Annotated in this window: 29 protein-coding genes; 8 read left to right on the forward strand and 21 right to left on the reverse strand. The window is 50.7% G+C overall.

From position 1 onward, the window contains the following. Positions 1 to 57 precede the first annotated feature (57 nt). From E5336_RS04760 to E5336_RS04780, 5 genes are all read right to left on the reverse strand, one after another. The gene (locus E5336_RS04760) at positions 58 to 1,050 is read right to left on the reverse strand and encodes a LacI family DNA-binding transcriptional regulator (RefSeq protein ID WP_135979928.1); all 993 of its coding nucleotides are present in this window, start codon (positions 1,048 to 1,050) and stop codon (positions 58 to 60) included. 117 nt (positions 1,051 to 1,167) lie between these two features. After that, positions 1,168 to 2,088 (reverse strand): hypothetical protein, encoded by a 921-nt coding sequence (locus E5336_RS04765; protein ID WP_135979929.1) that lies wholly within the window; start codon positions 2,086 to 2,088, stop codon positions 1,168 to 1,170. A gap of 220 nt (positions 2,089 to 2,308) precedes the next feature. Beyond that, on the reverse strand, positions 2,309 to 2,770 hold the full coding sequence (gene tnpA, locus E5336_RS04770; protein ID WP_135979959.1) for an IS200/IS605 family transposase: 462 nt from the start codon (positions 2,768 to 2,770) through the stop codon (positions 2,309 to 2,311). Between the two features lie 183 nt (positions 2,771 to 2,953). Then, a complete protein-coding gene (locus E5336_RS04775) occupies positions 2,954 to 5,701 on the reverse strand; it encodes a coiled-coil domain-containing protein (RefSeq protein WP_135979930.1) in 2,748 nt (915 codons plus the stop codon). 3 nt (positions 5,702 to 5,704) lie between these two features. Next, positions 5,705 to 7,777, reverse strand: coding sequence for an efflux RND transporter permease subunit (locus tag E5336_RS04780; RefSeq protein ID WP_135979931.1), 2,073 nt, complete (start codon positions 7,775 to 7,777; stop codon positions 5,705 to 5,707). A 160-nt stretch (positions 7,778 to 7,937) separates the two neighbouring features. Between E5336_RS04780 and E5336_RS04785 the strand changes: the two genes are divergently transcribed. Continuing rightward, entirely contained in the window at positions 7,938 to 8,549 is a 612-nt protein-coding gene (locus tag E5336_RS04785; RefSeq protein WP_135979932.1) for a TetR/AcrR family transcriptional regulator, read from the forward strand. A gap of 42 nt (positions 8,550 to 8,591) precedes the next feature. On the opposite strand, the gene E5336_RS04790 is transcribed toward E5336_RS04785, so the two are convergent. Next, positions 8,592 to 9,053 carry a GNAT family N-acetyltransferase gene (locus tag E5336_RS04790; protein ID WP_135979933.1) on the reverse strand — a complete coding sequence of 154 codons (462 nt, stop codon included), beginning with the start codon at positions 9,051 to 9,053 and terminating at the stop codon, positions 8,592 to 8,594. Positions 9,054 to 9,059: 6 nt separating this feature from the next. After that, positions 9,060 to 9,908 carry a PIN domain-containing protein gene (locus E5336_RS04795; protein WP_135979934.1) on the reverse strand — a complete coding sequence of 283 codons (849 nt, stop codon included), beginning with the start codon at positions 9,906 to 9,908 and terminating at the stop codon, positions 9,060 to 9,062. Between the two features lie 128 nt (positions 9,909 to 10,036). Here E5336_RS04795 and E5336_RS04800 point away from each other — a divergent pair, with 128 nt between their 5' ends. Genes E5336_RS04800 through E5336_RS04810 form a run of 3 tightly spaced genes read left to right on the forward strand, consistent with a single transcriptional unit; the run spans position 10,037 to position 11,628 of the window. Next, positions 10,037 to 10,633: a DUF1349 domain-containing protein gene (locus E5336_RS04800; protein ID WP_135979935.1), complete on the forward strand. Its 597-nt coding sequence runs from the start codon at positions 10,037 to 10,039 to the stop codon at positions 10,631 to 10,633. A gap of 12 nt (positions 10,634 to 10,645) precedes the next feature. Next, positions 10,646 to 11,248, forward strand: a complete 603-nt coding sequence (locus E5336_RS04805; RefSeq protein WP_135979936.1) for a sugar O-acetyltransferase — start codon at positions 10,646 to 10,648, stop codon at positions 11,246 to 11,248. A 20-nt stretch (positions 11,249 to 11,268) separates the two neighbouring features. After that, positions 11,269 to 11,628 carry a PH domain-containing protein gene (locus E5336_RS04810; RefSeq protein ID WP_168353555.1) on the forward strand — a complete coding sequence of 120 codons (360 nt, stop codon included), beginning with the start codon at positions 11,269 to 11,271 and terminating at the stop codon, positions 11,626 to 11,628. Positions 11,629 to 11,685: 57 nt separating this feature from the next. Here the strand turns inward: E5336_RS04810 and E5336_RS04815 are convergent, their stop codons facing one another. From E5336_RS04815 to E5336_RS04875, 13 genes are all read right to left on the reverse strand, one after another. Then, positions 11,686 to 12,063 carry a hypothetical protein gene (locus tag E5336_RS04815; RefSeq protein ID WP_135979938.1) on the reverse strand — a complete coding sequence of 126 codons (378 nt, stop codon included), beginning with the start codon at positions 12,061 to 12,063 and terminating at the stop codon, positions 11,686 to 11,688. Between the two features lie 24 nt (positions 12,064 to 12,087). Next, the gene (gene asnS / locus E5336_RS04820; RefSeq protein ID WP_135979939.1) at positions 12,088 to 13,443 is read right to left on the reverse strand and encodes an asparagine--tRNA ligase; all 1,356 of its coding nucleotides are present in this window, start codon (positions 13,441 to 13,443) and stop codon (positions 12,088 to 12,090) included. Between the two features lie 225 nt (positions 13,444 to 13,668). Beyond that, positions 13,669 to 14,307 carry a redox-sensing transcriptional repressor Rex gene (locus E5336_RS04825; protein ID WP_135979940.1) on the reverse strand — a complete coding sequence of 213 codons (639 nt, stop codon included), beginning with the start codon at positions 14,305 to 14,307 and terminating at the stop codon, positions 13,669 to 13,671. 51 nt (positions 14,308 to 14,358) lie between these two features. Beyond that, positions 14,359 to 15,024 carry a hypothetical protein gene (locus E5336_RS04830; protein WP_135979941.1) on the reverse strand — a complete coding sequence of 222 codons (666 nt, stop codon included), beginning with the start codon at positions 15,022 to 15,024 and terminating at the stop codon, positions 14,359 to 14,361. Next, complete coding sequence (locus E5336_RS04835; RefSeq protein ID WP_135979942.1) at positions 15,008 to 15,268, reverse strand: TIGR03905 family TSCPD domain-containing protein; 261 nt, start codon at positions 15,266 to 15,268, stop codon at positions 15,008 to 15,010. The genes E5336_RS04830 and E5336_RS04835 overlap by 17 nt, the downstream gene beginning before the upstream one ends. After that, on the reverse strand, positions 15,265 to 15,768 hold the full coding sequence (locus tag E5336_RS04840; RefSeq protein ID WP_135979943.1) for a Gx transporter family protein: 504 nt from the start codon (positions 15,766 to 15,768) through the stop codon (positions 15,265 to 15,267). Before E5336_RS04840 ends, E5336_RS04835 begins: the two co-directional genes overlap by 4 nt. After that, positions 15,765 to 16,142, reverse strand: coding sequence for a NusG domain II-containing protein (locus tag E5336_RS04845; protein ID WP_277820786.1), 378 nt, complete (start codon positions 16,140 to 16,142; stop codon positions 15,765 to 15,767). Before E5336_RS04845 ends, E5336_RS04840 begins: the two co-directional genes overlap by 4 nt. Next, the gene (locus E5336_RS04850) at positions 16,135 to 16,668 is read right to left on the reverse strand and encodes a hypothetical protein (RefSeq protein ID WP_135979944.1); all 534 of its coding nucleotides are present in this window, start codon (positions 16,666 to 16,668) and stop codon (positions 16,135 to 16,137) included. The genes E5336_RS04845 and E5336_RS04850 overlap by 8 nt, the downstream gene beginning before the upstream one ends. Continuing rightward, the gene (gene whiA, locus E5336_RS04855; protein ID WP_135979945.1) at positions 16,652 to 17,605 is read right to left on the reverse strand and encodes a DNA-binding protein WhiA; all 954 of its coding nucleotides are present in this window, start codon (positions 17,603 to 17,605) and stop codon (positions 16,652 to 16,654) included. The genes E5336_RS04850 and whiA overlap by 17 nt, the downstream gene beginning before the upstream one ends. After that, positions 17,605 to 18,552 (reverse strand): gluconeogenesis factor YvcK family protein, encoded by a 948-nt coding sequence (locus E5336_RS04860; RefSeq protein ID WP_135979946.1) that lies wholly within the window; start codon positions 18,550 to 18,552, stop codon positions 17,605 to 17,607. The genes whiA and E5336_RS04860 overlap by 1 nt, the downstream gene beginning before the upstream one ends. Next, the gene (rapZ, locus tag E5336_RS04865) at positions 18,549 to 19,433 is read right to left on the reverse strand and encodes an RNase adapter RapZ (RefSeq protein ID WP_135979947.1); all 885 of its coding nucleotides are present in this window, start codon (positions 19,431 to 19,433) and stop codon (positions 18,549 to 18,551) included. Before rapZ ends, E5336_RS04860 begins: the two co-directional genes overlap by 4 nt. Positions 19,434 to 19,595: 162 nt before the next feature. Further along, the gene (locus tag E5336_RS04870; RefSeq protein ID WP_135979948.1) at positions 19,596 to 20,261 is read right to left on the reverse strand and encodes a potassium channel family protein; all 666 of its coding nucleotides are present in this window, start codon (positions 20,259 to 20,261) and stop codon (positions 19,596 to 19,598) included. A gap of 18 nt (positions 20,262 to 20,279) precedes the next feature. Continuing rightward, complete coding sequence (locus E5336_RS04875; protein WP_135979949.1) at positions 20,280 to 21,590, reverse strand: TrkH family potassium uptake protein; 1,311 nt, start codon at positions 21,588 to 21,590, stop codon at positions 20,280 to 20,282. A 147-nt stretch (positions 21,591 to 21,737) separates the two neighbouring features. Here E5336_RS04875 and E5336_RS04880 point away from each other — a divergent pair, with 147 nt between their 5' ends. The 3 genes from E5336_RS04880 to E5336_RS04890 all read left to right on the forward strand — a co-directional run bounded on the left by E5336_RS04880 (position 21,738) and on the right by E5336_RS04890 (position 24,477). Further along, on the forward strand, positions 21,738 to 22,244 hold the full coding sequence (locus E5336_RS04880) for an HAD domain-containing protein (protein WP_135979950.1): 507 nt from the start codon (positions 21,738 to 21,740) through the stop codon (positions 22,242 to 22,244). Continuing rightward, on the forward strand, positions 22,232 to 22,642 hold the full coding sequence (locus E5336_RS04885; RefSeq protein WP_135979951.1) for a VanZ family protein: 411 nt from the start codon (positions 22,232 to 22,234) through the stop codon (positions 22,640 to 22,642). Before E5336_RS04880 ends, E5336_RS04885 begins: the two co-directional genes overlap by 13 nt. Before the next feature lie 152 nt (positions 22,643 to 22,794). Beyond that, positions 22,795 to 24,477: a putative glycoside hydrolase gene (locus E5336_RS04890; RefSeq protein ID WP_168353556.1), complete on the forward strand. Its 1,683-nt coding sequence runs from the start codon at positions 22,795 to 22,797 to the stop codon at positions 24,475 to 24,477. 38 nt (positions 24,478 to 24,515) lie between these two features. On the opposite strand, the gene E5336_RS04895 is transcribed toward E5336_RS04890, so the two are convergent. Then, entirely contained in the window at positions 24,516 to 24,893 is a 378-nt protein-coding gene (locus E5336_RS04895; protein WP_135979953.1) for a thioesterase family protein, read from the reverse strand. Positions 24,894 to 25,062: 169 nt separating this feature from the next. Here E5336_RS04895 and E5336_RS04900 point away from each other — a divergent pair, with 169 nt between their 5' ends. Next, a complete protein-coding gene (locus tag E5336_RS04900; RefSeq protein WP_135979954.1) occupies positions 25,063 to 26,061 on the forward strand; it encodes a hypothetical protein in 999 nt (332 codons plus the stop codon). Positions 26,062 to 26,160 lie beyond the last annotated feature (99 nt).

Raw genomic sequence — 26,160 nt, forward strand, 5'->3', positions numbered from 1 at the left:
TGAATACAAGCGATTCAGCTAAAATTTATCTATAATTAAACTAAATGTTTTTCGATTTTATTTAGTTGATTCCCGTTCCACCACACTGGTGTTCACGAGAAGTTTCATCGACTGCTCCCCGTTTTCGAATTTGGAAATCAGCCGTTTCACGGCGATCTTTCCCAAATCCTCTTTGTTGACGCGCACCGTCGTCAAGGACGGCTCGCTGTACCGCGCCATTTCGATGTCGTCGAATCCCGCGATCGGAATAAAACATCCTTCTTCTTTCATCGCGCGCAAAGCGCCCAGGGCGATGTAGTCGTTCATGGCGACAAACGCGTCCGGCAAGGGCAGATCGAGTTCCTTTTGCTGGCGCAAATACGCGTGAAAATCGCTCTTTCCCGCTTCGATGTGCGGCTCGACGAACACTTCGTAGTCGCCGTTGAATTCCAGATCGTTGTCGGAAAGCGCCTGCAAAAAGCCAAGCTTCCTTTCTTTGAAATTGTTGATCATGCGCAGCGAGTTGATGAGTCCAATCGTTCGATACCCACGGTCGATGAGCAGCTTCGTCACCTCGTACATGCCATCTTTGTTGTTGATGGCGACAAAGTCGCAGTTTTCCATAATATAGGCGTTGTCCACGATGACAAACGGAATTTTAAAATGACGGAACTTCTCCACGTCTTTGAAGTGCATTTCCGTTCCCATAATGAGCAGACCGTCGCTTTCGCTAATGTTGTCGAGCGCCAAAATTCCCTTGTCGTCCTGACTGCTCACCTTGCGGATGCGCAGCTGGTAGTCGTTTTGATAGCAGCCTTCCTCCATGCCACGGATCAAAGCCGAGAAAAACGGTTGTTCCGACTGCACGATCGTTTCTCCCCCGTCATAAAGAACCAAGGTTATAATCCCGGTTCGTTTTCCTTTTTTAAAATAGCCGAGCTCTTCGGCGACTTGAATGATATGTTCTCTTTTTTTCTCGCTGACCGCTCCTTTGCGGTTGTTGAGCGCGTTGCTGACCGATCCGGGCGATACCCCGGCCGCCTTGGCGATTTGCGCGATTGTCACTTTCATGATATAAAACCTCCACTAAAACTTTTGCGATATATTTAGTTACTTTATTTTAGCTATAAATCCGGTTTCAATGCAATAAAAAAAGACGAAAATTGCCATGAATTCCGTCCTTTTGTCTTACATTAAGCCAAGATGCTTCCCGACCTGGCGCGCTTCGCTTGGTGATAATTTCTCTTTCTGGGTTTCGTATACTTGTTGGATTGGAATGCCAAAATCCTGTGAAATCCCGCGAATGATTTTGACCGACGCTTGCACGGCGCCTTCTTTTCGCCCTTGCGCTCGTCCTTCATTTCGTCCTTCCTCTCTTCCTTTTTCAATCAATCCCTGGCTCAAGTTGCACATTTTCCTCACCCTCCTTTGGTCTTCTTCCATTGTGAATCCATACGCTCTCAATTTCTCGTTGGCTTTCTTTTCCTCTTCGCACTTAAACAAATAATGCAGCACTTTCAGTGAATCCTTGTCGTCTTCCCGGATCTCGTTTCCGATTTTGAATGTCGCCAGGTTCATCATGCCCTCCTTTGGCTCGTTTCTTGTCACCTGGCTACCTTCTGTTTTCTCGATCCATTCCTTTTTGATTTCCAGCTCGCTTTTTTTGATCCGGAAATCGTTGACGACCCACATCGAATACACCGGCCGCAACGCGTTGTAGTCCACTTTCTTTCCCACCTGGTTGCACACCATCGCGGCCACATACAAGTTCTTTCGTGATTCCAAATCGTACGCTTTGGGCATGTCCTTTTGAAAATCCGCGTTGCCGTACGCCTGCCACGATTTCTTTTTCATGCCAAACAACAGGTCAGGCTCGACGTAGGCGCCCGAGCTAAACGCGATCTCGCCCGACGCGTACGGGATTTGATCGGTGTCGGTTTCGATATAGCCGCGAATGGCTTCGATGGGGTCCGAAGCCAGAGGCGGCACGCCGTCTTTGATCAAATACGACAAAAGCCGGGTGTCCCGAAGCCATTGTTTCGCCATACGGTCGTACGCCCGTTGCTGCCGGCGCAGGCTTTTCCGTTCTTTTTTATTTTTATCTTTCATATCTATTATATACGACAAAGAGAGGACAAAAGGGACATTATTTCTTAAAAAAGTTTATTTTCTTTCTAATCTATCAGTTATATTGATAAAAACTTTTTTGTGTGTTTTAACCTTTATAGCAATAAATATCCACCGGCTAAGCCGGTGGTTTTTCAGATGCGGGCATAGCCCTGCTCTCAAAGCTGCGCGTCAACGCGCTTTCATGGTCTGCCCATTGCACTTATTTTCGTTTTCCCGTAAACGGATCTTCAAATTCCAATTCCAGTTGCTCGGCTACTTGATCCTCTTTCAACTGATTTTGAATATATTCCTGAATCTTCTTTGTATTCTTTCCTGCCGTGTCCACGTAGTAGCCTCGACACCAAAAACTTCGGTTCCGATATTTATATCTTGCGTTTGACCATTTTTCATAAATCATTTGGCTACTCTTTCCTTTCAAATACCCCATGAATCCAGATACGCTCATTTTTGGCGGTATTTCTATGAGCATGTGGATATGATCACAACATACTTCCGCTTCTATTATGTTCACTCCTTTCCATTCACATAGATTCCTTAATATCTTTCCTATTTCCAATCGTCTTGCATCATAGAATGCTTTTCTTCTATACTTTGGCGCAAACACGATATGGTACTTACAATTCCATTTTGTGTGTGATAAACTGTGTAAGTCATTGGACATATTCTTTGTGTTCATTGCATAAAGCCCTCCTGGTTTCTTCTTTCGTAGTTGGCAGACCACGTTTTTAGTTTAAACCAGGAGGGCCTTTCATGATCACTCCGCTTAAGCTTTTTGGACCCCCAGACAATCTGGGGGGGTTGGGTTACAAAAAACGAGTCGATTTCGCTTCGACTCGTTTTTCAATTATTCTTCCTCGTCTGTGACTTCCTCTGTCCGGTAAATGAAACGAACCGTGGAATCCGCGCCCTTTGGAGCGCCGGTAAACGTCGAGTTCTCCTCGTTGAGATCCTGGATCTGCTCGACAATATCCATCAATGTCTTGACTTCGCCCGTCGTCAAATCCAGCTTTTCCTTCAACTGACCCATGCCTTGCGCCTGGAACTGATCGCTGCCTTCCGCCAGCTTCTTGGCGCCGGCATCAAGCTCGTCAACACCCGAACGCAAATCGTTCAAGCCCGATTTCAGCTCGTTCAGTTTGCCCTTCTGGTCGTACAGTTGCTTCGTTCCATCGACGATTTGTGCCGATCCATCTTTCAACACCGCCGAGTTTTGATTCAAAGCGTTCGTTCCCGACGCCAGCTGGCTGGCCCCAGAATTCAACTGATCCACGCCGTTTTGCAAAGCGCCCAAGCCTTGCTTCAACTCGTTGATCTTGTCTTTTTGACCTGCAAGCTGACTCGTGCCCGAAGCGAGCTGCGCCGCGCCTTCATTCAAAGCCGCGCTCTGGTCAACCAGCTGCTGACTGCCCGCGTTCAACTGATCAAACGCCGCTTTGGATTGCGTCTGCAAATCGTCCAGTCCCTGGTCAAGACGGGCCACGCCGTTGCTAACCTGGCTCGCGCCTGTATCCAGCTGATTCAATCCGCCCTTTAGCTGCGCGATCGCCGCCTTGAGCTGATCGACGTTTTGCGGCAAGTTGGCGCTGTTGAGCATCGACTCCATTTGCGCAAGAATCGCCTGCGCGCTCTGAATGTCCGCGCTCATCGAATCCAGCGCCGCGTTCGCGTTGGTCACAACCTTCGCCATGCCTTCCAGGCCTTGCTTCATTTGCGCGAAATCCGCGTTCAGCTGCGTTGGATCCAGCGAAACAAGCGCTTCCAGATCAGCCGGAGTCTGGGCGCTCTGCAACGCCGCCTTCTGGCTGTCGAGCGCCGCGATCTGGCTTGAGAAGTCGACCGTCACCGTCTTCGTCTGGTATGTCACTTCCTCATGCGTCGTTCCATCCGGGTTCGTCACAGTCGTCGTCACCGGCACCTGATACGTCTCGTTGACCTGGTTTGCCTGCAACGCCGCGATCGCCGCGTCGATTTGCGCGATATACTCGTTTCTTGTCGATTCAAACGATGCGGCAGCCGCGTGGCTGGACGCGTTGTACGCGTCGATCTTCTGATTGTTGCCGGCAATGATCTGATTCATTTTTCCGGCTTCCACATTGACGTCCTTCACGAGCGCTTCCATGCCACCCAGGCTTTGTTTAGCCGAATCAATCGTCTGCTCCATTTGACCAAGCGTTTGCTGGTCTTCCGCGACAAGGCCGCCAAGTTTCGTCAACCCTTGCTGGGCTCCCTGCACGTTTTGAATGAGCGCGTCGATTTGCGCCTCGTCCAGCTGCGAAACTTGCGCGTTCATTTGCGACAAGCCATCCGCCACGTCCTGGCTGCCTTTCACCAGCGCGCTTCGGCCCTGCTTCGTATCGCTCAACGCCTTGTCCACGCCATACAGCTGTTTGTTGCCCTCGTTCAGTTTCGCCACGCCATCCGTGTATTGCTTCAAGCCGGCCTGCAACCGTGCGGTGCCCTGGTCAAGCTGATCGGCGCCTTCCATGAGCTGATCGATTTTCGGATACGCGCTTTCCAGCGGCGCCAGCCCGGCTTTTAACTGCGACGTTCCTTCTTGCAGCTTCGCGGCCCCCGTGTCGACTTGTGCCACGCCATCCGTGTAGTCGACGATGCCTTGATTCAGTTTCCGGCTGCCTTCATACAGCTGCGTCGCGCCATCCGACAACTGATCCATTTGCGGACCTACCGTCGACAACGGGGCGATGCCCTCCTTCAGTTTTCCGGTACCATCCGCGAGCTGATGCGTGCCTTCGTTGATTTGCTCGCTGGCCGCCATCAATTCGTTGATACCACCCGTCAAATCGGATACCGAGTCGATGCCTTCGATGTCCTCGGCGTTGATCTCGTTGGTCGCGACCATCATGATCTCGCTTTGCTTGTAGTCTTTCACATCCGCCTTGATCGTGATCGTGTCGCTTAAGTCAAGCTTTTTATTCACCGTTTCCAGTCCGGCCTCATCGAGCGTCTGAGAAAGGCCGGGAATCGTGGCGAACGCCAAAATCTCGTTCGAGCCGTCGTTGACGATCTTGCCTTGCTTGCATGTGACGTTTTTGAACACGTCCGTGTCCAGGTCCATCATGCCACCCGCCAAATACGATGGATGGATCGTGACGGTTTTACCGTTGGCGTTGATTTGTTTTGAAATGTTGTTCGTAAAAGTAATTTGCATTTCGAGCTTGCCGCTCTTGCCTTCCAAATCCTTGGCGTCGATTTTCTTTCCGTCAAGTTTGTACTCGATTTGAATGGAAACCGGCAGTTTCTTTGTCGTTTTTCCCTGATAGTAGACGTCGTTGCCTTTCACGTTCCATGTGTAGTTTTTGCCGGACACTTTCGGTTTTTCGTCCCCTTTGATATTTTCGACATTCGTCAAATCGAGCGTTTCCTCGATGTTTTGGATGCCATCGGCGTCGTGCAGCCAGTTGGATACGATCGTGTTATTGACCGTGCCATCCGGATCCATGACGGCGTACACGGTTTCGGTTTTCGTTGTCGGATCATCGGCTTCTTCGGCAAACAGCGGGAAATTGATCATCGAGCAACCCATGACGGTCGCGAGAATGGAACATCCTATATTTCTAATTGTTTTATTCATTGTTTACTCTCCTTTGGCGACTGGCCAGTTTTTCGTAGTTTTTTGAATGAGTTTCTGACTTACGATCAGCATTGACGGCAAAACAACCAAAATGACAATGACCGAAATCAAGGCGCCGCGGCCAAGCAGCTGACAAAGTGCGGCAATCATATCCATCTTGGCGATCATCGCCACACCCGAGCACGCCGCGAAAAACGACAACCCGCTCGTGATAATGGATGGCGATGTCATTCGAATCGACGTGGCGACCGCCTCTTTCACGCCCAGTCCGTTTTGCAGTTCCTCTTTAAAACGCGTCGTCATCAAGATCGCGTAGTCGATGCAGGCGCCCAGCTGAATCGTGCCAATGACGATACCGGCGATAAACGGCAGCTGCGTATGCGTCAGGAACGGGATACCCATGTTGACGCAAATCGCGAACTCGATCGCCAGCACGAGAATGAACGGCAGCGAGAACGATTTGAACGTGATCGCGATGATGAGCAGGATCGCTACGATGGAAACGACATTGACCATTTGGAAGTCGATGTTTGTGACTTGGATCAAATCTCTTGTCAAAGCGCCTTCGCCGGCGATCTTCGCGTCCTTGTCGTATTCATGAATGATGTTGTCGATCTCGTCAAGCTGGGCGTTTTCCTGATCCGTCGCCGCCCGGTAATCCGAGTTGACGACGATCAGCCGCTTGCCCCCGTTGTGCAAAATTTCCTGCACCGCTTTTGGCTCGAACGTGCTTGGCACGCCCGGACCGATGTATTTTTCATAGCCAAGAACATTCGTCACGCCTTTGACGTTCTCGATGCGGTCGATGATCGTTTGAATGTCCTTGGTTGGCACTTTATCGTCCAAAACAACAAAGTGCGTCGTTGTCATGTTGAATTTTTCCTTGAGCTGACTCGTTCCCTCCACGCTTGGCAGCTCGGCTGGCAGCGTCTGCGTCAAGTCATAGTACTGACCGACGTTGGCCTGGCAGTAAATCGCCGGAATGAAGAGGAGCACAAACGCGATCAAAATCGCCTTGTAGTGCTTGCTGACAAATTTTGGCGTCCGCTTCAGCGGTTTGATCAAAACCGGATGCGTGTACTTCTCGATGCTTTTGTCAAACGCCATCAACAAGCTTGGCAAGACGAGCACGGTACAAACGACGCCAAGGATGACGCCTTTCGCCATGACGATTCCAATGTCGCGGCCTAACGTCAGCTGCATCGCGCACAGCGCCAGGAATCCGGCAATCGTCGTGACAGACGAGGATGTGATGGACACGAACGTCGCGTGAATCGCTTTGGACATCGCGTCCTCTTTCGTATCGGTTTTCGTTTTTTCCTCCTGATAGCGATGCAGCAGGAAGATGGAGTAGTCCATCGTGACCGCCAGCTGCAAGATCAAAGCCAGCGCCTGCGTAATGTATGAAATCTGCCCGAGGAACACGTTCGTTCCCATGTTATAGATGATCGGGAACATGATTCCAATCAGGAAGACGATTGGCGCCACCCACGATTTCAAGCCGAGGCAAAGCACGACAAGGCAAAGCAGGACGGCGATAAGCGAATAAATCGGCGTTTCCTGGTTGACGAGGTCTTTCGTATCCTCGGTAATGGCGGAGAAGCCAGCCAGATAGCAGTCCATCTGCGCGTATTTTTTAATTTGCGCGATCGCGTTCATCGTCGTGTCGGACGCGGTCGGCTCCTTGAAGGTGATGATAAGCATCGTGGAATCGCCGCTATACAGCATTTTTTGAATGTTTTCCGGAATGGCTTCCTTCGGAACGCTGATGTCGGTGGCGTCGTCGCGCCATATGACTTTGTCCACGCCCTTGATGTCCTGAATTTCCTTTTTCAGTTTCAGGACGTCTTTGTCCTTCATGCCGTTGACGACAAGCATATCGACACTGGACAAGTTGAAATCGTCATTTAAGATGTCCTGCGCCTGCATTGACTCGGAGTCAGCCGGCAAATACGACAAAATATCGTAGTTGACTTTCGTGTTCAAATACCCGAAAACGCTCGGTATTAAAAGCACGATGGATAGGATCAGGATAATTTTTCGATACCTGACAATGAATTTCGATAGTTTTTCCATACAATTCTTCAATTCCTCTCACGCAGAATAAGATACTCTTTTAATGACTAATAGTCAATTTTTTAACCCAAAAACTTTTAAATTCCATTTTTTGCCTGTTTTTAGGTGAACTATTGGTCATTTTAGTCTTTTTTCAAATGTTTTATGGTATAGTAAGACCATGAAATCGAAAATCTTGGAAAACAAACGCATAAAAAAAGAGCGTCTCATCGACGCCGCCTATTCCCTTTTTTCCCACAACGACTTGAAAAACGTCAGCATTCAGGACATCGTCACCAAAGCCGGCGTCGCGAAAGGAACCTTTTATTTGTATTTCAAAGACAAATATATGCTGCGCGACCATCTCATTGGACGCGAGGTATCCGAGCTTTTTAAAAACGCCGAAGCGGCGCTGAAGGAAAACGACATCCGCAATTTCGAGGATAGCGTCATTTTTATTATCAACCACGTGCTCATGTCGCTGGAAAACAACCCCGTCGTCCTGACGTTTATCAAAAACAACCTTTCTGTCGGCGTGTTTCACGAACAGCTGCACAACGCACTGGACAACGAGGAGTCGTTCAACTTGACGGAAGCGTTTTTGAATCTCGTCAGCAAGTACCACTACCAGTACAAGGATCCGACGATCATCTTGTATTTGATCATCGAGATGGTCGGCAGCTGCTGCTATACGAGCATCACCCAAAACAAGCCGCTGCCCATCCGGGAGCTGAAACCGTTTTTATTCGACTCGATCCGCGCCATCCTGCATCAGGGCGCGCCAAACGACTAAAAAAAACTTGAGAAGGATTCGTTCCTCTCAAGTTTTTTTGTTTTAGCCTACGCTCATGACATAGATCTGGCAAGGGTTCCATTCATCCCACAATGCCGGCATGACTTCAAACTCCTTGAAACCAAGCTTTTGATAAAAGCGGTTGGTGCGATCGTACGATTCGTAAACGCCCATCCGCACCGTTTTCACCTGCATAAAGGAATAGCCGTTTTCCTTCGCCCACACCCTGGCACGCTCAACCAGCCGCGAACCGACGCCTTGACCATGATAAGCGCGCCACACACCCATGACCGCTAGTTCCACCGTGTCTTTTCCGGTTGGCCGCAAACAAACAAATCCAATCGGCCGCTCCTTTTGGAAGGCGGCAAACACGACTTGTTCTCCGCTTTGCTCGATGTATTGCTCGCGGGCGGTTTCGTCCTCGAACCATTCCGTCAGCGTTTCCAGAACGGTCCGCGTGACGACGCGAATCGTGGGCGGGTCCTGTAGCCGAACGATCCTCATCCGTTCTTAAAACGGGATTTCATGCAGCGGCCGCTTGCGCTCCACCTTTTTTGGACGCGGTTTTTTCTTCGGGCGTTTTTTGGGAAGCGGCTTTTTGACGGTGGGCTCTTCCTGCTGCTCGGCTTCCGTTTTCCATTTCGTGATCGCCGCGCACACTTTTTCCGGATCCTGGTTCGGCTTGACGGTTTCGATTGGCACGCCGCACGCGAACGGCACCCACACGTTGGCGTATGGATCGTACTCGATCCACAAATTCGAGCCGCCCCGGTACATTTGCCGGTACTTGCGGAATTGTTTTTTCTGGGCGTTTTTTTGCGCGCGCCGGTAGGCGTCGAAATCGTCGCAACGCGCGAAAAGACCCGGATCGTAAATGATTTCCTCCAGCGGTTTGGTTTCCACGCTTTCCGGCCGTTTTGGTTCCGGCTGCGCGGCAGCCGGCTCCGGTTTTTCCTCCGGCTGGTCTTTGACATCGCCAGTCAACTGGCCGATGTATTCGTCCAGCGAGCAGCAGACGCGATTTAGATCCACGCCGTACGACTGCCGAAGCAGATGGATCGGGTAATCGTATCCTTTATCGTTGGACAGCACGACATATTTCCGCTTTTTCCCGTGCTTGGCGATGGCGATGCTTAGCTGCGTCACGAGCGCGAGATCCATCTCGTTTTTCGTTTTCGTCGCCCGCGTCGCCAGGTCGATAAGCTTGATTCGTTTATGCATGCAGCTTGGATACACCTTCGGGAGGATGTTTTTGTCCTTGATATAAAAATACGCTTTCATCGTTTTCGGGATTTTGGTCGGCATGGCGTGGCCGACGTTTTCCGTATCCACAAAAACAAAAGTTTTTCCTTTTGACATATTGTTCCTTCTTTCAACGGTTCAATTATAGCAAATTCCGATTTGCTTTGAAAATGTTCCTCTTTTTTCGCCCTTGTTTCTTCGTTTTTCTCCCGATATGATAAGAAAAGAAGAAAGGAAATGGAAATATGGATTTAAAAGAAATGGAATGGACAAGAACGCCGGCCGGTTTTCGAATCGACGAAAACCGGATCGAGATCACTACGGCGCCCGGCACCGACCTTTGGCAAAAAACCTACTACCACTTTGCCAACGACAACGCGCCCGTCCTGCAATGGACGACGGAAGAGCGTTTTTTCAGCTTTGTCGTCAAAACCGAATTTCACACGACGCACCGCTTCGACCAATGCGGCATCGTCGTTTATTTGGACAGCGAGAACTGGCTCAAAGCGTCGGTCGAATACGAAAACGAGGTCTTTGGACATTTAGGAAGCGTCGTCACGAATCAAGGCTTTTCCGATTGGGCCACGACGGAAATCTCCGCCGCCATCCACTCGGTATGGTACCGGCTCAGCCGGCGCAAAGACGACTTTCGCATCGAATGCTCGTTCGATGGCGTCACGTTTTCGCAAATGCGCGTATGCCACCTCGCGAACGCCACGGACACGATTCGTTTTGGCATTTACGCCTGCTCGCCGGAAGACTCTTCTTTTACAGCGCGGTTTACGGATTTTTCGATCCTGCCATGCCAGTGGGACGCGCACGACGGACAACAGCCGGACTAGAAAGGAATTTTTATGACAGAAATCGAAAAAATGGAGCAAGGTCTTTGGTACGACGCCAACTTTGATCCGGAAATCTTAAAGCAAAGACTGCGCGCCGAACACTTAAGCTTCGCCTACAACCAGACGGATCCGCTTGACGCCAAAAAGAAAGAGGAAATTTTATGCCAGTTGATTCCTCATCATGGCAATGACGTGACGATCCTGTCGCCGGTCTTTGTCGATTATGGCACGAAAACGTCGATTGGTTCCGGAACCTTCGTCAACCACAACGCCTACTTCATGGACGGTGGAACAATCACGATTGGAAAGCACGTGTTTATTGGCCCCAACTGCGGGATGTACACCGCCAACCATCCCCTCGATGCCAGCGAGCGCAACGCGGGACTGGAAATCGCCTTGCCAATCCGAATCGGCGACAATGTCTGGCTTGGCGGCGATGTGACGATTTTGCCCGGGGTGACGATTGGCGAAAACGCCGTCATCGGCGCGAAAAGTCTTGTAAACAAAGACATTCCCGCCAACGTCCTTGCCGTGGGCAACCCTTGCCACGTTTTGCGCCCTCTTACAGAAGCCGATCGAATCTTTCACCAATCTGAAAAAAATCCAGTACAATGAAGCCAAAAGGAGAATCTGAAATGGCTGATCAAAACGAAAATCCGGTTTGGACATTGACCGGAAAAACCAACGTTCCCGTCAGCGTCGAAGCGATTTTGGCGGATGGCGAACGTGTCCTTGGCGCGTACAAGACGATACGCGACGCGCTGGTTCTCACTGACCGCCGGCTCGTTTTATACGACGTCGAAGGCTTGATGGGCGCTAGCCAGACGATTCGAACGATTCCTTATCGCGCGATTGAATCGTTTTCGATCCAAAACAAAGGAATCGGAAAAGAGGGACTTGAAATTCTCACCCGCTCGCAAACGATTTCATTGAAAGTCGACCGCAGCTGCGATATCGACGAAATGGCGAAAATCCTGGCAAAAAGCTGTGTCTAATTCCGGATCGCGCCTTTTCATAAAAAAAGAAGACATTTGTTTTTGTCTTCTTTTTTCTTACTCTTCGTGATGGCAGCCGCAGCCGTGCCCATGCCCGCCACAGCATCCTTCGCCATGATCGTGGTCATGCCCGCAGCACTCGTGCTCCTCGTCATGATGGCAGCTGCAGCCGCCTTCCATTTCCGGCGCCATGACGACCAGTTCGCCATTGACCAGGTCGATCACGATTTTTTCAGCCAGTTCTTTTTGTTCTTCCGGAATGAGAACCGAAATGCCGTCGATCGTTTCCGGTTTGTCGTTTTCATCGAATACGACGATGGCGAACACCGGTGACTTTCCACAGCAGGTTTCGTGGATTTCCATCATCAAGCCGTCCGCTTTTTTCTCTTTCAGCAGCTGCGCTAAAACAGGGCTTGCCTCGTTTGTGATTTTCATAGTTGTCGCTCTCTTTTCTTTTTATTAAAATACCAGATTTCTTGGTGTTCTTGGGTATGGCTGCACGTCGCGGATGTTTTGAATGCCGGACAAGTACATGAGCATCCGGTCAAATCCAAGTCCAAATCCGGAATGCTTGCAGCCGCCAAACCGGCGAAGATCCAAATACCACTGCAGGCTCTCGGTTTCCATACCCATTTCTTTCATCCGCTCCACAAGGACGTCGTAGCGTTCCTCGCGCTGGCTGCCGCCAACGAGCTCGCCCACGTACGGCACGAGCAAGTCGCAAGCCGCCACGGTTTTGCCGTCTTCGTTGACCCGCATATAAAACGCTTTGATGTCTTTTGGATAATCGGTCAGGAACACCGGTCCCTGCACCACTTGTTCGCACAAGTAGCGTTCATGCTCCGACTGCAAATCCATTCCCCAGAAAATATCCTTGTTTTCAAAGCGGTCTTTCGCTTTTTCCAAATGGTCGATCGCTTCCGTGTACGTCATCCGCTTGAAGTGCGAGTTCGCCACCTGGGTCACCCGGTCAATGCAGTCTTTGTCGATCATTTTCTGGAAGAAAGCCATTTCCTCGCTGGCATGCTCCAGACAATAGTTGATGCAGTATTTGATCATCTCTTCGATGCAGTCCATGTCGTCACCAAGATCGGCGAACGCCAGCTCCGGCTCAATCATCCAAAACTCGCTGGCATGGCGCGTCGTATTCGAGTTTTCCGCCCGGAAGGTCGGTCCGAACGTATAGACGTTGCGGTACGTCAACGCGAACGGCTCGACGTGAAGCTGTCCCGAAACGGTCAGCTGCGCGTGTTTCGAAAAGAAATCGTCCCCGTACTTGTCGTCTTTTCTTGTCGTGACCGTAAAGCACTCGCCCGCGCCCTCGGCGTCGTTGCCCGTGATTTCCGGCGTGTGGACGTAGACGAAGCCGCGATCCTGGAAAAAGGTGTGGATCGCCATGCTCAGCACGGAACGCAGACGGAAAATGGCGTAATACGTGTTCGCTCTTGGACGCACATGCGGAATCTCGCGCATGTATTCAAACGAATGGCGCTTCTTTTGGAGCGGATAGTCGTGATCCGCCAGCCCCAGCACCTCGACCTGGTCTGCATGGATCTCGAATGGCTGTTTTCCTTCCGGCGTCACGACGACCGTTCCTTTGACGCCGATCGCGCTGCCGAGCGTGATCTTGCTCGTTTCGGCAAAGTTTGGCAGTCCGTCCTCGTATACGATTTGGGTGTTGGAGAACGTCGAACCATCATTGAGCTCGATGAAGCCGATCTTCTTCGAGTTCCGGTTCGTGCGCACCCATCCTTGCAGTTCCACAAGCTGTCCATCGTATTGTGCCGGATCTTCTTTTAGTTTTTTCAAAAGCATACTCTCTTTTTCCTCCCTCAACAAAAAAAAGACCGTTCCAAAAAAGGAACGATCTATCACCGCGGTACCATCCAGATTTGCGTTTTCACGCACACTCTTGGCTTAACGCGCCTTCCTCGGGACCGTCTACTGTCATTTCTCCGGTCCAACTCCGCAGTTGTTGTCCAAATGCCGTCCACACCGCTTTCACCAGCCGCGGATTCTCTTTGCTGTCGGGCATTTTTCCTACTGTTTCTTCGTCTTTTCATCAAATGAATTTGTTTGAAAAACAAGTTCCTGAATTGATGATACCACATCAACAACTTTTATGACAACACCTTTTGGCACTTTGAAATGCTGATGAGTAAAGTCGACGATTCCCTTGATTCCGCACGCCACCAGCCGGTCCACCGTTTCCTGGACGTCGTGGGAAATCGTCAAAATCGCGATTCGGCACCCGTCCGGAATCTTTTGCTCCAGTTGTTCCATCGGATACACTTCCACCCCGAACTTTTCGCCGCATTTGTCCGGATCCACATCGAACGCGCACGCGATCTCCCCTACCACATAGTCCCACTTGTTGTAGTTGATCAAGGCGCGGCCAAGGTTTCCGGCCCCTACTAAAATTATTTTTTCATCAAAATCGACGCCGAGCTGAGCGTTAAAGATCTCGATCAGCCGATCCACATCGTATCCATATCCTTGTTTGCCTAAATTGCCCAAAAAAGAAAAATCACGCCGTATCGTCGTCGGCTCGATGTCGACTAAGTTGGCAAGCTCTTTGGACATGACGCGCTCGACGCCGTTTTTCTGCAACCGGCGCAACGCTTTCAAATAAATTGGATACCGATGCAGTGTCGCTTTCGGTACATCTATATTCCGCATCGTTCATCACCATAGCCATTTTACCATCATTTTTCCAATTTGTGAAATTTTTTACAAATTGCTTGATTCCGGTCCTTTTTTCGTTTTGCCAAACAAATGCACTGCCGCGCTGTTTTTCCGGCTTACCTCCAACTCCTGCATAAGCGGATCCAGCAAGTCCAAATCCCGTTCCAGCTCGTCCGCGACTTGCTCGTCGAGCACACGGAAGTAAAAGTAGGCGTAAAGACTGGCGAAAAACATCAAAGAAAGGAGCACGCTGCCAAAAATCGAAAAATGCAAGCCATACACGAAGAGCGACAGCAGCAAAACATACAACGCGACATCGAACCACAAAAACCGCTTGATTTTCGCCGCCTCGATACCTTGCAACAGCGAGCTTCGCCGCTCGGAAAACGAATGAAAGTCGCCGCGCAGCGGATTGTTGAAGTTGACTTCCTTAAACCGGCCCCGCTTGTACGGATGCTTTTTGGCGTCCACAAGCATTTGCATTTTAATCAGGCAATAGCGCTTCGCCTTTTTCCGGTCCATCTTGTCGTATTTGTAAAAATTCATTTGCAGCAGTTTCAAGTAGTCGTTATCCGAAATCCGGTCGTAGCTCATCGCCTGCGTCAAGACGTCGAGCTTGAGTGAGCTCGACGACAAAAAGCTGATTTCGTGTTCGGCTTCCTGCTCGATGCGACACAACGAAAAATAGTATGGATCAATCGAATTCGCCATTTTGATACCTGCTTAAAATTCTCGCCATTTGATCCGGGCACGATGTTCGTTTCTTCTTGCAGTCAATTCCCGCGCAGCGCTCGATAAACTCCTCGACGCGCATGCCGTGCGCCAAAGCGCAAATCCCGCGCGAGCTACCTTCGCATCCATTCACCGTTTCAATGGAATGAATACGGTCCCCTTCGATCTCAAACACCATCTTCGTCGCGCAAACGCCCGTTGGTTTTTGCTCAAATCGTTTCATCGAATCAACCTTCCTTTCATTCGTCTCAAAATCTGTCCCGCCAGCAAGGCGATACATAGACCCGCCACAATCGAAAGCGCCAGCAAAACCGGCAAAAACAACTGCATAAAATACTGCTGGTAAACAAACGTGATCGCCAGCACCTGCCCCACGTTGTGAAAACAGGCGCCCAGCACGCTCACACCATAAATCGAAAACCACGGCAAACGATACGCCACGATCATCGCCAGCATGGACAGGATCCCACCCGTAAACGACAACGCGAACGAAACAGAAAACAGCGTGCCTTGCAGCAGCGCGGCCAAAAAGATTCGTCCCAGGCACACGACGCAAAGATCTTTCGGTCCATACGCGTACAGCGCGAACAGTCCCACGATGTTGGCGATTCCGATTTTATAGCCCGGCACGATCATCACGACGGGAAAAAAGCTTTCAACCAGCTGAAAGATAATGCCCAGCGCGATCAAGAACGCCAAAATGACACTCTTTTTCACATTCATTGAATTTGCACATCCTCTCCAGCCTGCTCCCCTTCAATCGTAATGACCGTTTCGTTTGGCAGGCAGACGATCGGCGTATTCGGACTGTCGACAAATCCTTGCCGGGAACAGTAATGGTGGGGCGAGTTTTCCTGTTCGACCCGGACCGCCCCGTCTTTGACCTCGATATGCACTTTGCCAAGCGTTCCATCCACGGCATATTTGCCATCTTTGAGCAAACTGATCCGCAGCTGCTCCTCGTTTCTCACTTGCACGACGGCGACCGTGGAGTCGGGCGCCATAAAAAAGATCGGAACGATCAACCCAATCGCGACAAGCATAATGCAGACGATCAGGATGCGGTCGCCTTTGGTCATCGTCAGCTTTCTATCCATGGACGATCACCTTGATCGGCTGTTCGATCTTGTTGCCGTAACGATCCGTGATTTTCACGACAATGTCCTGCTCCCCCACCGCGTCCGTGATGCCCAGCGGCGCCTCGTAGCTGACGCCCGACAAGTCGTTGGCCTCGAACACGCTGTCCCAGTCGATCACGGATCCTGCCGCCACACTCGTTTCCTTGGGCGTGTTCGTCAAGGTAGGCGGCTGTGTATCCTTGATCTTGATCCGGAACGGGATTTCCTGCGAGCCGTTTTTGATTTTAAAATCGTATTCTCCGACGACGAGATACTCCTTCCCTAACGAGATAAAGCGGTTTTCCTTTTTCGCGATGCCGCGCGACACCGACACGACGCTCATATCCTCGGTATGGTAGTTTTTGCCGTCTTTGACATACAAAGCCGGATTGGCGTAGACGTCTTTGCCCAATTCGATCGTAAACGTCTGCTTTTGCAGCTCGACCGGCGCGGCGCATCCCCAAAGCAAAAGCAGCCCCAGCGCCCAGCTAATCTTTTTTTTCATCCATTGTCCTCCATGGCGCCGCCAGCGTCCGGATCTTGGAAAGCCGGTGCTTCATGCCCGATTTGGAAATCGTCTCGCCAAACTCCTTGTACACTTCGTCGCACAACTCGTTGACGCTTGCTTCCGGATGGCGTTTGCGCACCTCCATGACCCGCGTGATTTTTTCGGGAATCGTCAGCTTGGCGGCGTTTTCCTCCAATATGCGAATGCATTCGATTTGCTCTTTGGCGGCTTTAAACGTCTTCATCTCGTTGGCGACTTCGCAGTTATCCAGACGCGTGAGCTGATTGTAAAAGTCGCGCTGGATCCGGTTGTCCTCAAAAGCGAAGAGCGCGTTGCTCGCGTTGCAAAGCCGCAAAAAATCCGCGATCTTGTCGCCGGCCTTGATATAGACGACGTACACGTTTTTTCGCTCGATCAGACGCGCCGGCAGAAAAAAGCGTTCCATCACCTTTTGGATGCCGGCCGCGAGCTGTTCATTGGATGTCGTGATCTCGCAATGGTAGTTGGTTGTCTTGGGCGAGTTGATCGAACCGCTCGCCAAAAAGCACCCCTGCAAATACGCCCGGGCGTTTTTTTCGGAACGCGTCCATTTATACGGTGGCGCGCTGTGCAGTCCCGTTTCGTTCAAAATCATCAAGTCGTCAAGAATCTCGCTCGCCTTCTCATAAATTTGCAGTCGGTAAATGTTGTTTTTTTTCAACTGCATCTTTTTGAGCACCGACAGTCGTCCCTCGACGTGGTACAACCGCTTGACCAGTCCGTAAATGTGCTTGATGATTCCCGCGTTTTCCATTTGAAACGCCACGTACATTCCTTGCCAGTTCATGTGCAGCGTCGCCTTCACCTGCATGAGGGCGCAAAGCTGCGCCTTCGCCTCGTATATGTCGAGCGCGTCCAGACAGATCTCGCCTTTCACATCACTTGTAAACGACATTACACACGCTCCAAAATCTCTTCGACCGTTTGCTTCACGGCGTCCGGATTGTGACGGATCCGGCCCTTTTCATCCAAATAAATCAAATTGCGTTTGATGATGTCGTACGGATGGCTCTCCTTGCCTAGACGAACAGGAAAAGAGCCTTCCTTTCCGTAGTTTTCCTTGACGAAATCCGGAATCACGCTTTCGTTGAAGACGGCGATATCGACCGGATTTTTAAACGAGTGCTTCTCCAAAGCCCGAATGTGGTCTTCCAGCGTGTAGCCGTCCGTTTCTCCCGGCTGGGTCATCGCGTTGCAAAAATAAATTTTCGGGCACGGATTTTCGTAGATCGCCTGCGAGATTTCGCGAATGATCAAATTCGGAATGACCGAAGTGTACAGCGAACCGATGCCGTAAATGATCAAATCGGCTTCCTCGATGGCGTCGATCGCTTTTTGATACGGCGTGATCGTTTGCTGGTAAAACACCTTGTCAATGTGGTTGGCGACCGTCGGAATGTTCTTTTCACCGCGCACAAGCGTTCCATCCTGCATCAAGGCGTACAGCGTCACCACATCGAGGGTGCTCGGCAGGATTTGTCCTTTGACGTTCAAAATGCGTGAAATCGACTGGATGGCGCCCATAAAGGAACCCGTCGTGTCCATGAGCGCCAAAAAAATCAAATTGCCCAAACTGTGTCCGCCGATATCCTCCTCGCCCTCGAAACGATAATTCATCAAATCTGTAAACAGCGACTCGTTTTCCTCTAGCGACATCGCGCACAACACATGACGGATATCGCCCATGGCCGGCACATGGTACACGTCGCGGATGCGCCCCGTGCTGCCGCCGTCGTCGGCGACCGTCACGATGGCGGTCAAATTGACGTCCTTGATTTTTTTCATTCCCATCATCATGCTGGACAACCCGGTTCCTCCACCGATCACGACGATATTTTTCATTGGAAATCACCGTTCCTTTCGCTTTCGGCGTTGTCCTCGATGTCGCGGTGGCTTTTAAAACAGCGGTACGTGTCTTTGTAGCGGTCGAACAAGTAGTTGCAAATGCTGACCGAGCGATGCTGGCCGCCCGTGCAGCCGATGGCGACGATCATATGGGACTTGTTTTGACGGTCGTACGAGGCAAACGTGAAATCAAGATAGTCCGTCAGCTTTTTGACGAACTCCCGCGTTTCGTCCGCCGTCATGACATAGTTGTACACTTCCTCCTGGTTGCCCGTTTTATCACGCAGGCTTGGCTCGTAAAACGGATTGGGCAAAAACCGCACGTCGATGATCTCGTCGGCATCCATCGGGACGCCGTGCTTGAAGCCAAACGACTGGAACGTAATGGTGAACTCCGTCTTTTCGTTGGTCCGGAACCGGTGGCGTATGCGGTTGGCCAGCGCCTGGGTCGTCAGCTTCGTCGTGTCGACGTGGAACGTGTTTTGCGCGTTTTCCTGCAAGTGGTCGAAGTAGTCGCGTTCCATTTCAATGGCGTCTTCCAGCGTGGACGCCCGGTTCGAGGCGATCATCGGATGCTGGCGGCGGGTAAAACGGTAGCGCAAAAGCAGCTCGTCGTCGTTGCAGTCCAAAAAGATGATTTGGATTCGATTCGTGTTGTTGTCGAAGTATTTCACAAAGTACACATAGTCGATTGCCGATACCGACAAGGCGACGGATTTATATTTCGCGCTTTTTTTCTCCAGCAGCTCTTCCAAATTCGGAAGCAGCTCTTTGGGAAAGTTGTCAATGCAGTAGTAGCCTAAATCTTCGAGCGCGTTCATCGCGCTGCTTTTCCCCGCTCCCGACATGCCGGTCACAAGGACGATGTTTTCATTCATAGCAGTACCTCCCGGATATTTTCTTTTCATATTTTGACGCGTTTTTCGCGCAGTGTTCGATTGAATGGCGAACGCGCCTCGCGGCGCATTCATAATGATTATATCACCATCTTCGCGAAATCCGTCCTTCAACAAAAAAAAGAGCGAAGAATTTTGTTTCTTCTACTCTTTCTCAAACCGCTCGATGGATTCGATTCGTCCCATGACGACAATGCCGTCGCCAAATTCAAAAACGTACTCCGGATCAATGTTCGTGATGGTCTGGTCGCCGTGTTCGATGGCGATAATGTTCAACCCGTAGCGGGCGCGCAAGTCCGTTTCGATGATCGTCTTGCCGACAAGCTTGTCCGGAACCATCATTTCATAAATCTCGGTGTCGTCGTTCAGCGAGAAAAAATCAATGAGATGGTTGGACAGCAGCCGTTTTCCAAGCCGGATTCCCATATCGTGCTCCGGATAGACGACTTCGGCGCCAAGCTTTTCCAAAATTTGCCCTTGCTCCCGGGTCGTCGCTTTGGCAATGACGCGCGGAACCCCCAGGTTGATTAAGTGCAAAGTCGCCAAAATGCTCGATTCGATCGCGTTGCCGATGCAAACGATGCCGACTTCGCAGTTGCGCACGCCAATCTCGTCAAGCGCCTCTTTTGTGATGTGCTCCACCACAAACGCGTACGGCGTCAAATCGCGCAGCTCCTTGACTCTTTCGGGGTCGCGGTCGCAAATAATGATTTGATGGCCGGCCAAAGCGAGCGTCGTCGCCAGCGCGCTGCCAAAGCGTCCGACGCCGATAATGGCGTACGTCGCCGGTTCTTTCGATTTTCTAGACATAATTTCCATTCTCCTTGTTTATCCTATCATGACGCCTTCCTCGGTATAGGAAGCCTCGTTAAATCCTTTCAGCACCCACAACGTGGCGATCGTTACCGGACCGAGCCGGCCGATAAACATGCAAAGGATGAGCGTGATCTTGCTCGCCGTGCACAAATGGGGCGTGATGCCGACGGTCGAGCCGACGGTGGCGAACGCCGAAGTCACTTCGACCAGCGCCTCGTACAACCGCACATCCGGCTCGAAAACGAGCAGCAGGAACGTGCCGACAAAGACGACCGCCAAGCCAAAAAACATAACGGTCAGCGCTTTTTGAAAAATCAGCCGCGGAATTTTGCGGTGAAAAATCTCGTCGCGGTTGTTTTGAACCGTGCTGGAAATCGCTTTGAACGCGACCATGAAAAACGTCGTCGTCTTGATTCCGCCACCCGTCGATCCAGGCGAAGCGCCGATAAACATCAGGATGCAAAAAATCAGGATCGCCGCCTGGGAAAAATTGGCGAGCGGATACGTGTTGAATCCCGCGGTACGGGCGATTACGCTTTGAAACCACGCTTCCAGCCACGTTTGTCCGGATGTGAGCTTCAGCAAAATCGTTCCGCCGACAAGCAAAGTCACCGTCATGACCGTGACGACTTTTGTGTTGAGGCGCAGCGGTTTCCAGACAAACCGGTTTTGGATCAAATCGAATATAGCCAAAAAGCCGAAGCCGCCAATGATGACCAGCGCGGTCGTAATCAAATTCATCGGCACATTGTCGGCGTAATTGAGCAGCGAGTCGAATCCGCCTAAAATATCGAAGCCCGCGTTGTTAAAAGCCGAAACGGAATGGAACATGCCGTACCCGATCGCGGTTGGAACGTTGTAGTCCGGCAAAAAAACGAGTGTGGACAGCACGGCGCCGACGGCTTCCACGATAAATGTCAGCTTTAAAAAAAACTTGACCGTCTGTATCAACCCGCCGTATCCCGAAAAGTTCATGGCCTCCACGACGAGCTGCCGGGTCTTCAAGCCGATTTTTCGTCCAATCAGCAACGTAAACAACACCCCGACCGTCGCGACGCCCAAACCGCCGATTTGAATCAAAATCGCGATCACCGTGTATCCGATGGGCGTGAACGTGTCGCCGACCGGCACTGTCGTCAGTCCCGTCACGCAGACGGCGCTTGTCGAAACGAATAGCGCGTCGATAAAGCGAACCGGCGTTCCCGCCTTGTGCGAAAACGGCAGCATGAGTACCAGCGCCCCAATCAAAATCACCGCGGCGAATCCCATGGAAAGCAGGCGGGCGGGCGATTGCCTGTTGAGCCAGAATAAGATTTTTTTCATCACAATTCCACCTTATTATAATTCTTTCCTCATTTTACTAGAAAATGGGCTTTTAGACAAAATTTTAGCTTGAACTTCTCCTGATTTCAAGTTTGCAACCTCATGAATGTGGTGTATGATGAAAACAAGAACAAAAAGGATTTAATTATGAAAGCCATTATTTTTTTAGATATCGACGGCGTCCTGGCGCCAAAAAAAATGTTTTCGCCCTACGAGCCGGATCCTTTTTTAAAGGAGCGCCTTGTGAAAGCGAAAAACGATCCCGGCATCGGCCGGCTTCCGGATACACTGGTCAACCAGATCTTTCACCATTTCGACCCGGAAAGCTGCGGTTTGATTCGCATGCTTTGCCAGGCTTACGACGCCAAGCTGGTCATCACGAGTTCGTGGCGTTTGTTTTACAACGAGGAGCAGCTTCGGGCGATCATCAACATTTTTGACTTGGGCGCCTACATGATTGGCGCGACCCGACCGGGACTGCCCCGCTATCAAGTCATTCGGGAATACATCGACGAGCACGACGTGAAGCGCTATGTCGTCGTGGACGACCTCAATATGTCCCGCCAGTTTCCAAATCATTTCGTCCTCGCTTCGTACCGGTTTGAATCCGAGCAGTACGAGCAGACGAAGAGGCTGTTGTCATGGCAGCGATGACGCGCTCTCAGCGTGTGTTCCTCGCCTTGTCGCTGGGGTTGATGCTCGCGATCTTTTTGTTTTCATCGCAACCTGGCGACGAGTCGTCGTCCGTTAGTTTCTGGTTCGCCCGCTGGCTAGCGAAATGGATTGGCGAGGATGGGGCGCAGTTTCTTGTCCGCAAGGGCGCGCATTTTACGATTTACGCCTTGCTTGGCTTCTGTTTGCTGCAATCGTTTGGCTCCCGGCCGAAATCCTTTTTTTGGGTGGTGGCGTTTTGCGTCCTTTTTGCGGCGCTGGACGAGTTCCACCAGTCGTTCGTGCCGGGCCGAAGCGCCCAGCTGCGCGATGTGCTGTTGGATGGCTGCGGAAGCGCAACCGGGGCCGCAATTAGCCGCTTCTTTTTAAAACATAAATAAAAACTTATATCGTTTTAGAGAGATTTACTTTTAGAAAAAACAAAAAAACGTGTTTAATCGTTTCGATGTATATGATTTATAGACAAATTTCCGGTTTTTTTCTGAGATTTGTCTTTTTTAATAAATATGGTACACTTAAACTGGTGATAAATATGAACGAACGCGTAAAACGGATCGTTCATCTTGTGCTGGTCGCGGATTGCGTCATCCTGCTCATTTATGCATCATTCACGTATTTTATTCCGTTCTTAAATTCAGTCGTCCACCCTTCGCGGTATATTAAAACGAACGATTCGGTTTTGAACGTGTCCCTTTTATCCTTCGACCATGGCGAAGCGGCTTCGAAAACCATTTCCTTGCCGCGCGGGACCAAGGTCCAGCTTCAGGAATCCAGCGACACGACTTCGAAAGTCGAATACGACGGGGCGATCTTCGCGGTCGATAATGCGAATCTGGCCACTTCATTAACGGAATGCGTCGATACAGAATATGTATATCCTCGACGGATGATCAATTTATTCGACCAAAAAGATGGAGAGCTTACGGATGCTGTCGCTGACAAAGGGGAACAATTGGAAGTCGTGTCTGTAAGTCCGGACGATCTGGATGTTTCTACGGGGGTAGTAAAGTGGTATGAAGTCACCAAAAATGACAAAACGTATTGGGTCCCCGGCGCTTATGTGGAATCGCAAAAAGCGCTGGCGGATAAAAACTATGGATCCAACATTCAATATTTAACGTACTGGGACGAATATTACGGCAGCGGTTATTCCAAAGACGCCTATATCGACCAGATCGACTACAAGCCGATGATCAAGCAGCAATACGAGGACAACGTCATGCCGGATGTCGTGAACGCCTATCACGTTTCGCTTTCGAATCTCATCAACCATGAGCAGGAGCTGTTAAAGCTGAAAGACAAAAGCGCGATCAATGCGTTCGTGGTAGAAATCAAAAACGACGATGGAACGATTTTCTACGATTCGCAAGTGGCGAAAAAGTTTTTGAAAAATCCGCAGGAGGCCGTCGATGATTCCGTATCGCTTGAACAGCTGGACGCGCTGTTCACCCGCTTCGAGGACGCCGGGTATTATATGATCGCCCGCATCGTCACATTCAAGGATCCGGTATTCGCCAAACAAAATCCAAAAGAGGCGTACACCGACCAAAGCGGCAATCTGATCATGCACGACGGCTACTACTGGCCTTCGGCTTTCTCGCGCAAAGCGTGGCGCTACAACGTGGCGCTCGCCATGGAAATCGCGCCGTTTGTCAACGAGATCCAGTTCGACTATGTGCGGTTCCCGGATGGCACGCTGCAAAATTCTCTGGACGGGACGGGCGACTTTCACAACAAGTACGACGAAAGCAAAGTGGCGGCTCTTCAGGGCTTCCTCTCGTACGCCCACACGCTGCTGGCCGACCAGCATGTCTACGTCGGCGCGGACGTGTTCGCGTGGCCGGTCGTGTCCAAAGACGACCAGGATATCGGGCAGTTTCTGCCCGCTCTGGCCAACGTGGTGGATGTCGTTTCGCCGATGCCTTATCTCGACCATTTCTCGTACGGGGCGATGGGAATCGCCGATCCGATGAGCGCGCCGCAGGAAACGCTGTACAAGTTTTCGTCAATCACGAAGACCCAGCTCGACAATCTAGAATATCCGGCCCGCTATCGAACCTGGGTTCAAGGCTACAACGTGGACGCCCAGGGAATGCGGGCGCAAATCGACGGCATTCAGGACGCCGGGTATGACGGCTATATGATTTGGGCCGGCAACGGCGATATGGAGATTTTGGAAACGATTCTTCCAGGTCTTCAGGATCCAGCGCAGTAAAACAGGAAAAACCAGTTCAATCGCGAACTGGTTTTCTTTTATTTGTTGAAATGGTACGTGCGGTTGACAAATTTTTCCGCGTTGACCAGCACCCGCTCATGCGAGCCTTCTCCAATCAAATCGTCCCCCTGGAACGCCTGCACCCAGAAGGAAAATTTCTTGTCGTTTTCCACGTTGGTAATCGTGGCCACGATTCGAATCGTCGCGCCCAGCGGCGAAGCCTTGACATGGGAAACGTCGATTTTGGTGCCGACACTTGTGATGTCCTCGTCCAGTTTCAAACAAAGGCAGGCCGCCTCTTCCATCCAGGCCACCATTTGCGGCGTCGCCAGCACTTCCAAAGAGCCCGATTTCATGGAGGAAGCCAGACCCGACTCTTCCACGACGCGTTCGATTTCTGCTTTCATATTCATCATGTTGCTTATCCTCTTTTCATAAAAATTTTATCGAATCGACGACCACAAATCAAGAAAGACCATCCGTTCACACGACAAATCCGGTTTCAACCGGACATTTTTTCCTTCTACGCGAAAAAAGCGCGGTCCATCTTTTCCAGATTTCTCCATTCGTGGTATAATTTTTTTCATGAACGATGCAATGATCTTGAATAAATCAAAAAACCGCGTCCTCGCGCATTTGATCTTTTACTTTATTTTCATTTGCGCCTACGACGTGATGACTTACTACGTTTTAACACTCGACTTTTTCGCGAACACCGGCTTCGCCTACGTGTATTTGGGCCTCGCGCTGGCGCAAGTCCTGATCTTTTTGATCGCTTTCGGCTTGCTGGCGACCGGTCAAAAATGGACCCGGATCGTTTACTGGTTCGCCTACCTGGCCAATCTGGCCTTGTTTTACGTGCCCATTCACGCCTTGCTTCAAAACCTGTCGCAGTTTTTGACGCTGGGCACCTGCCTCGCCCTCCTGTTTGTCGAGGCACTCATCTTGTTTCGAATCGGCATGTATTTCCACCACAATCCGTATTGCCGGATTTTCTACGACCATATTTTGTCCGAGGAAATCGAGCAAAAATTCATGGCCGCCGCGCCTAAGGAGCGAAAACTCGTTTTCGACCAAACCACGACCGCGTCGACGCCTGGCGTTGCGCCGGTTCAGGAAATCGTCGAGGAGGAAGTGGAAGAGGAAGTCAAAGAGCCTCTCACCTATCCGCAAATGGCGTTCCGCCTGGGGCTTTGCGTGTATGGCGAGTTGATTGTGTTTCCGATTTTGTGCACGCTGTTTTCCAGCTTTTTCGCCAGTTTCGATTTGCAGCAAGTGTTCGCGGTCCGGGAAATGTTCATGCTTTGTATTTTCTCGGCGTTTATTTGGACGATTCCCGTCTTTTACTTGTATTACGATCAGCCGCGTTCCAAAACCATCGTCTGGGGCTGTCTGGCGGTCGAAGCGCTGCTTTTGATTTGGACAGGAAGCCGTTTGTACGGCTACTGGGCCTCTGATCTTTATCCGCTTCGCGCCATTGTTTTGTTTGGCTTGCTGGATCTGGTTCGACTGGGCATTCTCGTCTATTTTGCCAAGCCGGTCCTGACGACGCCGCACCGGCCCGAACCCATTCACCTGCCCTAAAAGAAAAGACCGTTGACAAAGGAAGGGTTCTTACAAGAAGTTTATTACGGAATCCATTGAACGGAAGGAAAATTTATGATCCTTCCGTTTTTTTGTGCA

This window comes from Dubosiella muris (genome assembly GCF_004793885.1).
Taxonomy (GTDB): domain Bacteria; phylum Bacillota_I; class Bacilli_A; order Erysipelotrichales; family Erysipelotrichaceae; genus Dubosiella; species Dubosiella muris.

Excerpts from the sequence above, each read along its gene's own strand:
- E5336_RS04895 (WP_135979953.1), bottom strand. The coding sequence starts at position 24,893 with ATGATGAATATGAAAGCAGAAATCGAACGCGTCGTGGAAGAGTCGGGT.
- E5336_RS04790 (WP_135979933.1), bottom strand. The coding sequence starts at position 9,053 with ATGAGGATCGTTCGGCTACAGGACCCGCCCACGATTCGCGTCGTCACG.
- E5336_RS04860 (WP_135979946.1), bottom strand. The coding sequence starts at position 18,552 with ATGAAAAATATCGTCGTGATCGGTGGAGGAACCGGGTTGTCCAGCATG.
- E5336_RS04870 (WP_135979948.1), bottom strand. The coding sequence starts at position 20,261 with ATGTCTAGAAAATCGAAAGAACCGGCGACGTACGCCATTATCGGCGTC.
- E5336_RS04765 (WP_135979929.1), bottom strand. The coding sequence starts at position 2,088 with ATGAAAGATAAAAATAAAAAAGAACGGAAAAGCCTGCGCCGGCAGCAA.
- E5336_RS04880 (WP_135979950.1), top strand. The coding sequence starts at position 21,738 with ATGAAAGCCATTATTTTTTTAGATATCGACGGCGTCCTGGCGCCAAAA.
- E5336_RS04835 (WP_135979942.1), bottom strand. The coding sequence starts at position 15,268 with ATGAAACGATTTGAGCAAAAACCAACGGGCGTTTGCGCGACGAAGATG.
- E5336_RS04885 (WP_135979951.1), top strand. The coding sequence starts at position 22,232 with ATGGCAGCGATGACGCGCTCTCAGCGTGTGTTCCTCGCCTTGTCGCTG.
- E5336_RS04795 (WP_135979934.1), bottom strand. The coding sequence starts at position 9,908 with ATGTCAAAAGGAAAAACTTTTGTTTTTGTGGATACGGAAAACGTCGGC.
- E5336_RS04780 (WP_135979931.1), bottom strand. The coding sequence starts at position 7,777 with ATGGAAAAACTATCGAAATTCATTGTCAGGTATCGAAAAATTATCCTG.
- E5336_RS04830 (WP_135979941.1), bottom strand. The coding sequence starts at position 15,024 with ATGGCGAATTCGATTGATCCATACTATTTTTCGTTGTGTCGCATCGAG.
- asnS (WP_135979939.1), bottom strand. The coding sequence starts at position 13,443 with ATGCTTTTGAAAAAACTAAAAGAAGATCCGGCACAATACGATGGACAG.
- E5336_RS04805 (WP_135979936.1), top strand. The coding sequence starts at position 10,646 with ATGACAGAAATCGAAAAAATGGAGCAAGGTCTTTGGTACGACGCCAAC.
- E5336_RS04850 (WP_135979944.1), bottom strand. The coding sequence starts at position 16,668 with ATGAAAAAAAAGATTAGCTGGGCGCTGGGGCTGCTTTTGCTTTGGGGA.
- E5336_RS04785 (WP_135979932.1), top strand. The coding sequence starts at position 7,938 with ATGAAATCGAAAATCTTGGAAAACAAACGCATAAAAAAAGAGCGTCTC.
- E5336_RS04815 (WP_135979938.1), bottom strand. The coding sequence starts at position 12,063 with ATGAAAATCACAAACGAGGCAAGCCCTGTTTTAGCGCAGCTGCTGAAA.
- E5336_RS04760 (WP_135979928.1), bottom strand. The coding sequence starts at position 1,050 with ATGAAAGTGACAATCGCGCAAATCGCCAAGGCGGCCGGGGTATCGCCC.
- rapZ (WP_135979947.1), bottom strand. The coding sequence starts at position 19,433 with ATGAATGAAAACATCGTCCTTGTGACCGGCATGTCGGGAGCGGGGAAA.
- whiA (WP_135979945.1), bottom strand. The coding sequence starts at position 17,605 with ATGTCGTTTACAAGTGATGTGAAAGGCGAGATCTGTCTGGACGCGCTC.
- E5336_RS04875 (WP_135979949.1), bottom strand. The coding sequence starts at position 21,590 with ATGAAAAAAATCTTATTCTGGCTCAACAGGCAATCGCCCGCCCGCCTG.
- E5336_RS04845 (WP_277820786.1), bottom strand. The coding sequence starts at position 16,142 with ATGGATAGAAAGCTGACGATGACCAAAGGCGACCGCATCCTGATCGTC.
- E5336_RS04900 (WP_135979954.1), top strand. The coding sequence starts at position 25,063 with ATGAACGATGCAATGATCTTGAATAAATCAAAAAACCGCGTCCTCGCG.
- E5336_RS04775 (WP_135979930.1), bottom strand. The coding sequence starts at position 5,701 with ATGAATAAAACAATTAGAAATATAGGATGTTCCATTCTCGCGACCGTC.
- E5336_RS04810 (WP_168353555.1), top strand. The coding sequence starts at position 11,269 with ATGGCTGATCAAAACGAAAATCCGGTTTGGACATTGACCGGAAAAACC.
- E5336_RS04825 (WP_135979940.1), bottom strand. The coding sequence starts at position 14,307 with ATGCGGAATATAGATGTACCGAAAGCGACACTGCATCGGTATCCAATT.
- E5336_RS04840 (WP_135979943.1), bottom strand. The coding sequence starts at position 15,768 with ATGAATGTGAAAAAGAGTGTCATTTTGGCGTTCTTGATCGCGCTGGGC.
- E5336_RS04890 (WP_168353556.1), top strand. The coding sequence starts at position 22,795 with ATGAACGAACGCGTAAAACGGATCGTTCATCTTGTGCTGGTCGCGGAT.
- E5336_RS04800 (WP_135979935.1), top strand. The coding sequence starts at position 10,037 with ATGGATTTAAAAGAAATGGAATGGACAAGAACGCCGGCCGGTTTTCGA.
- tnpA (WP_135979959.1), bottom strand. The coding sequence starts at position 2,770 with ATGTCCAATGACTTACACAGTTTATCACACACAAAATGGAATTGTAAG.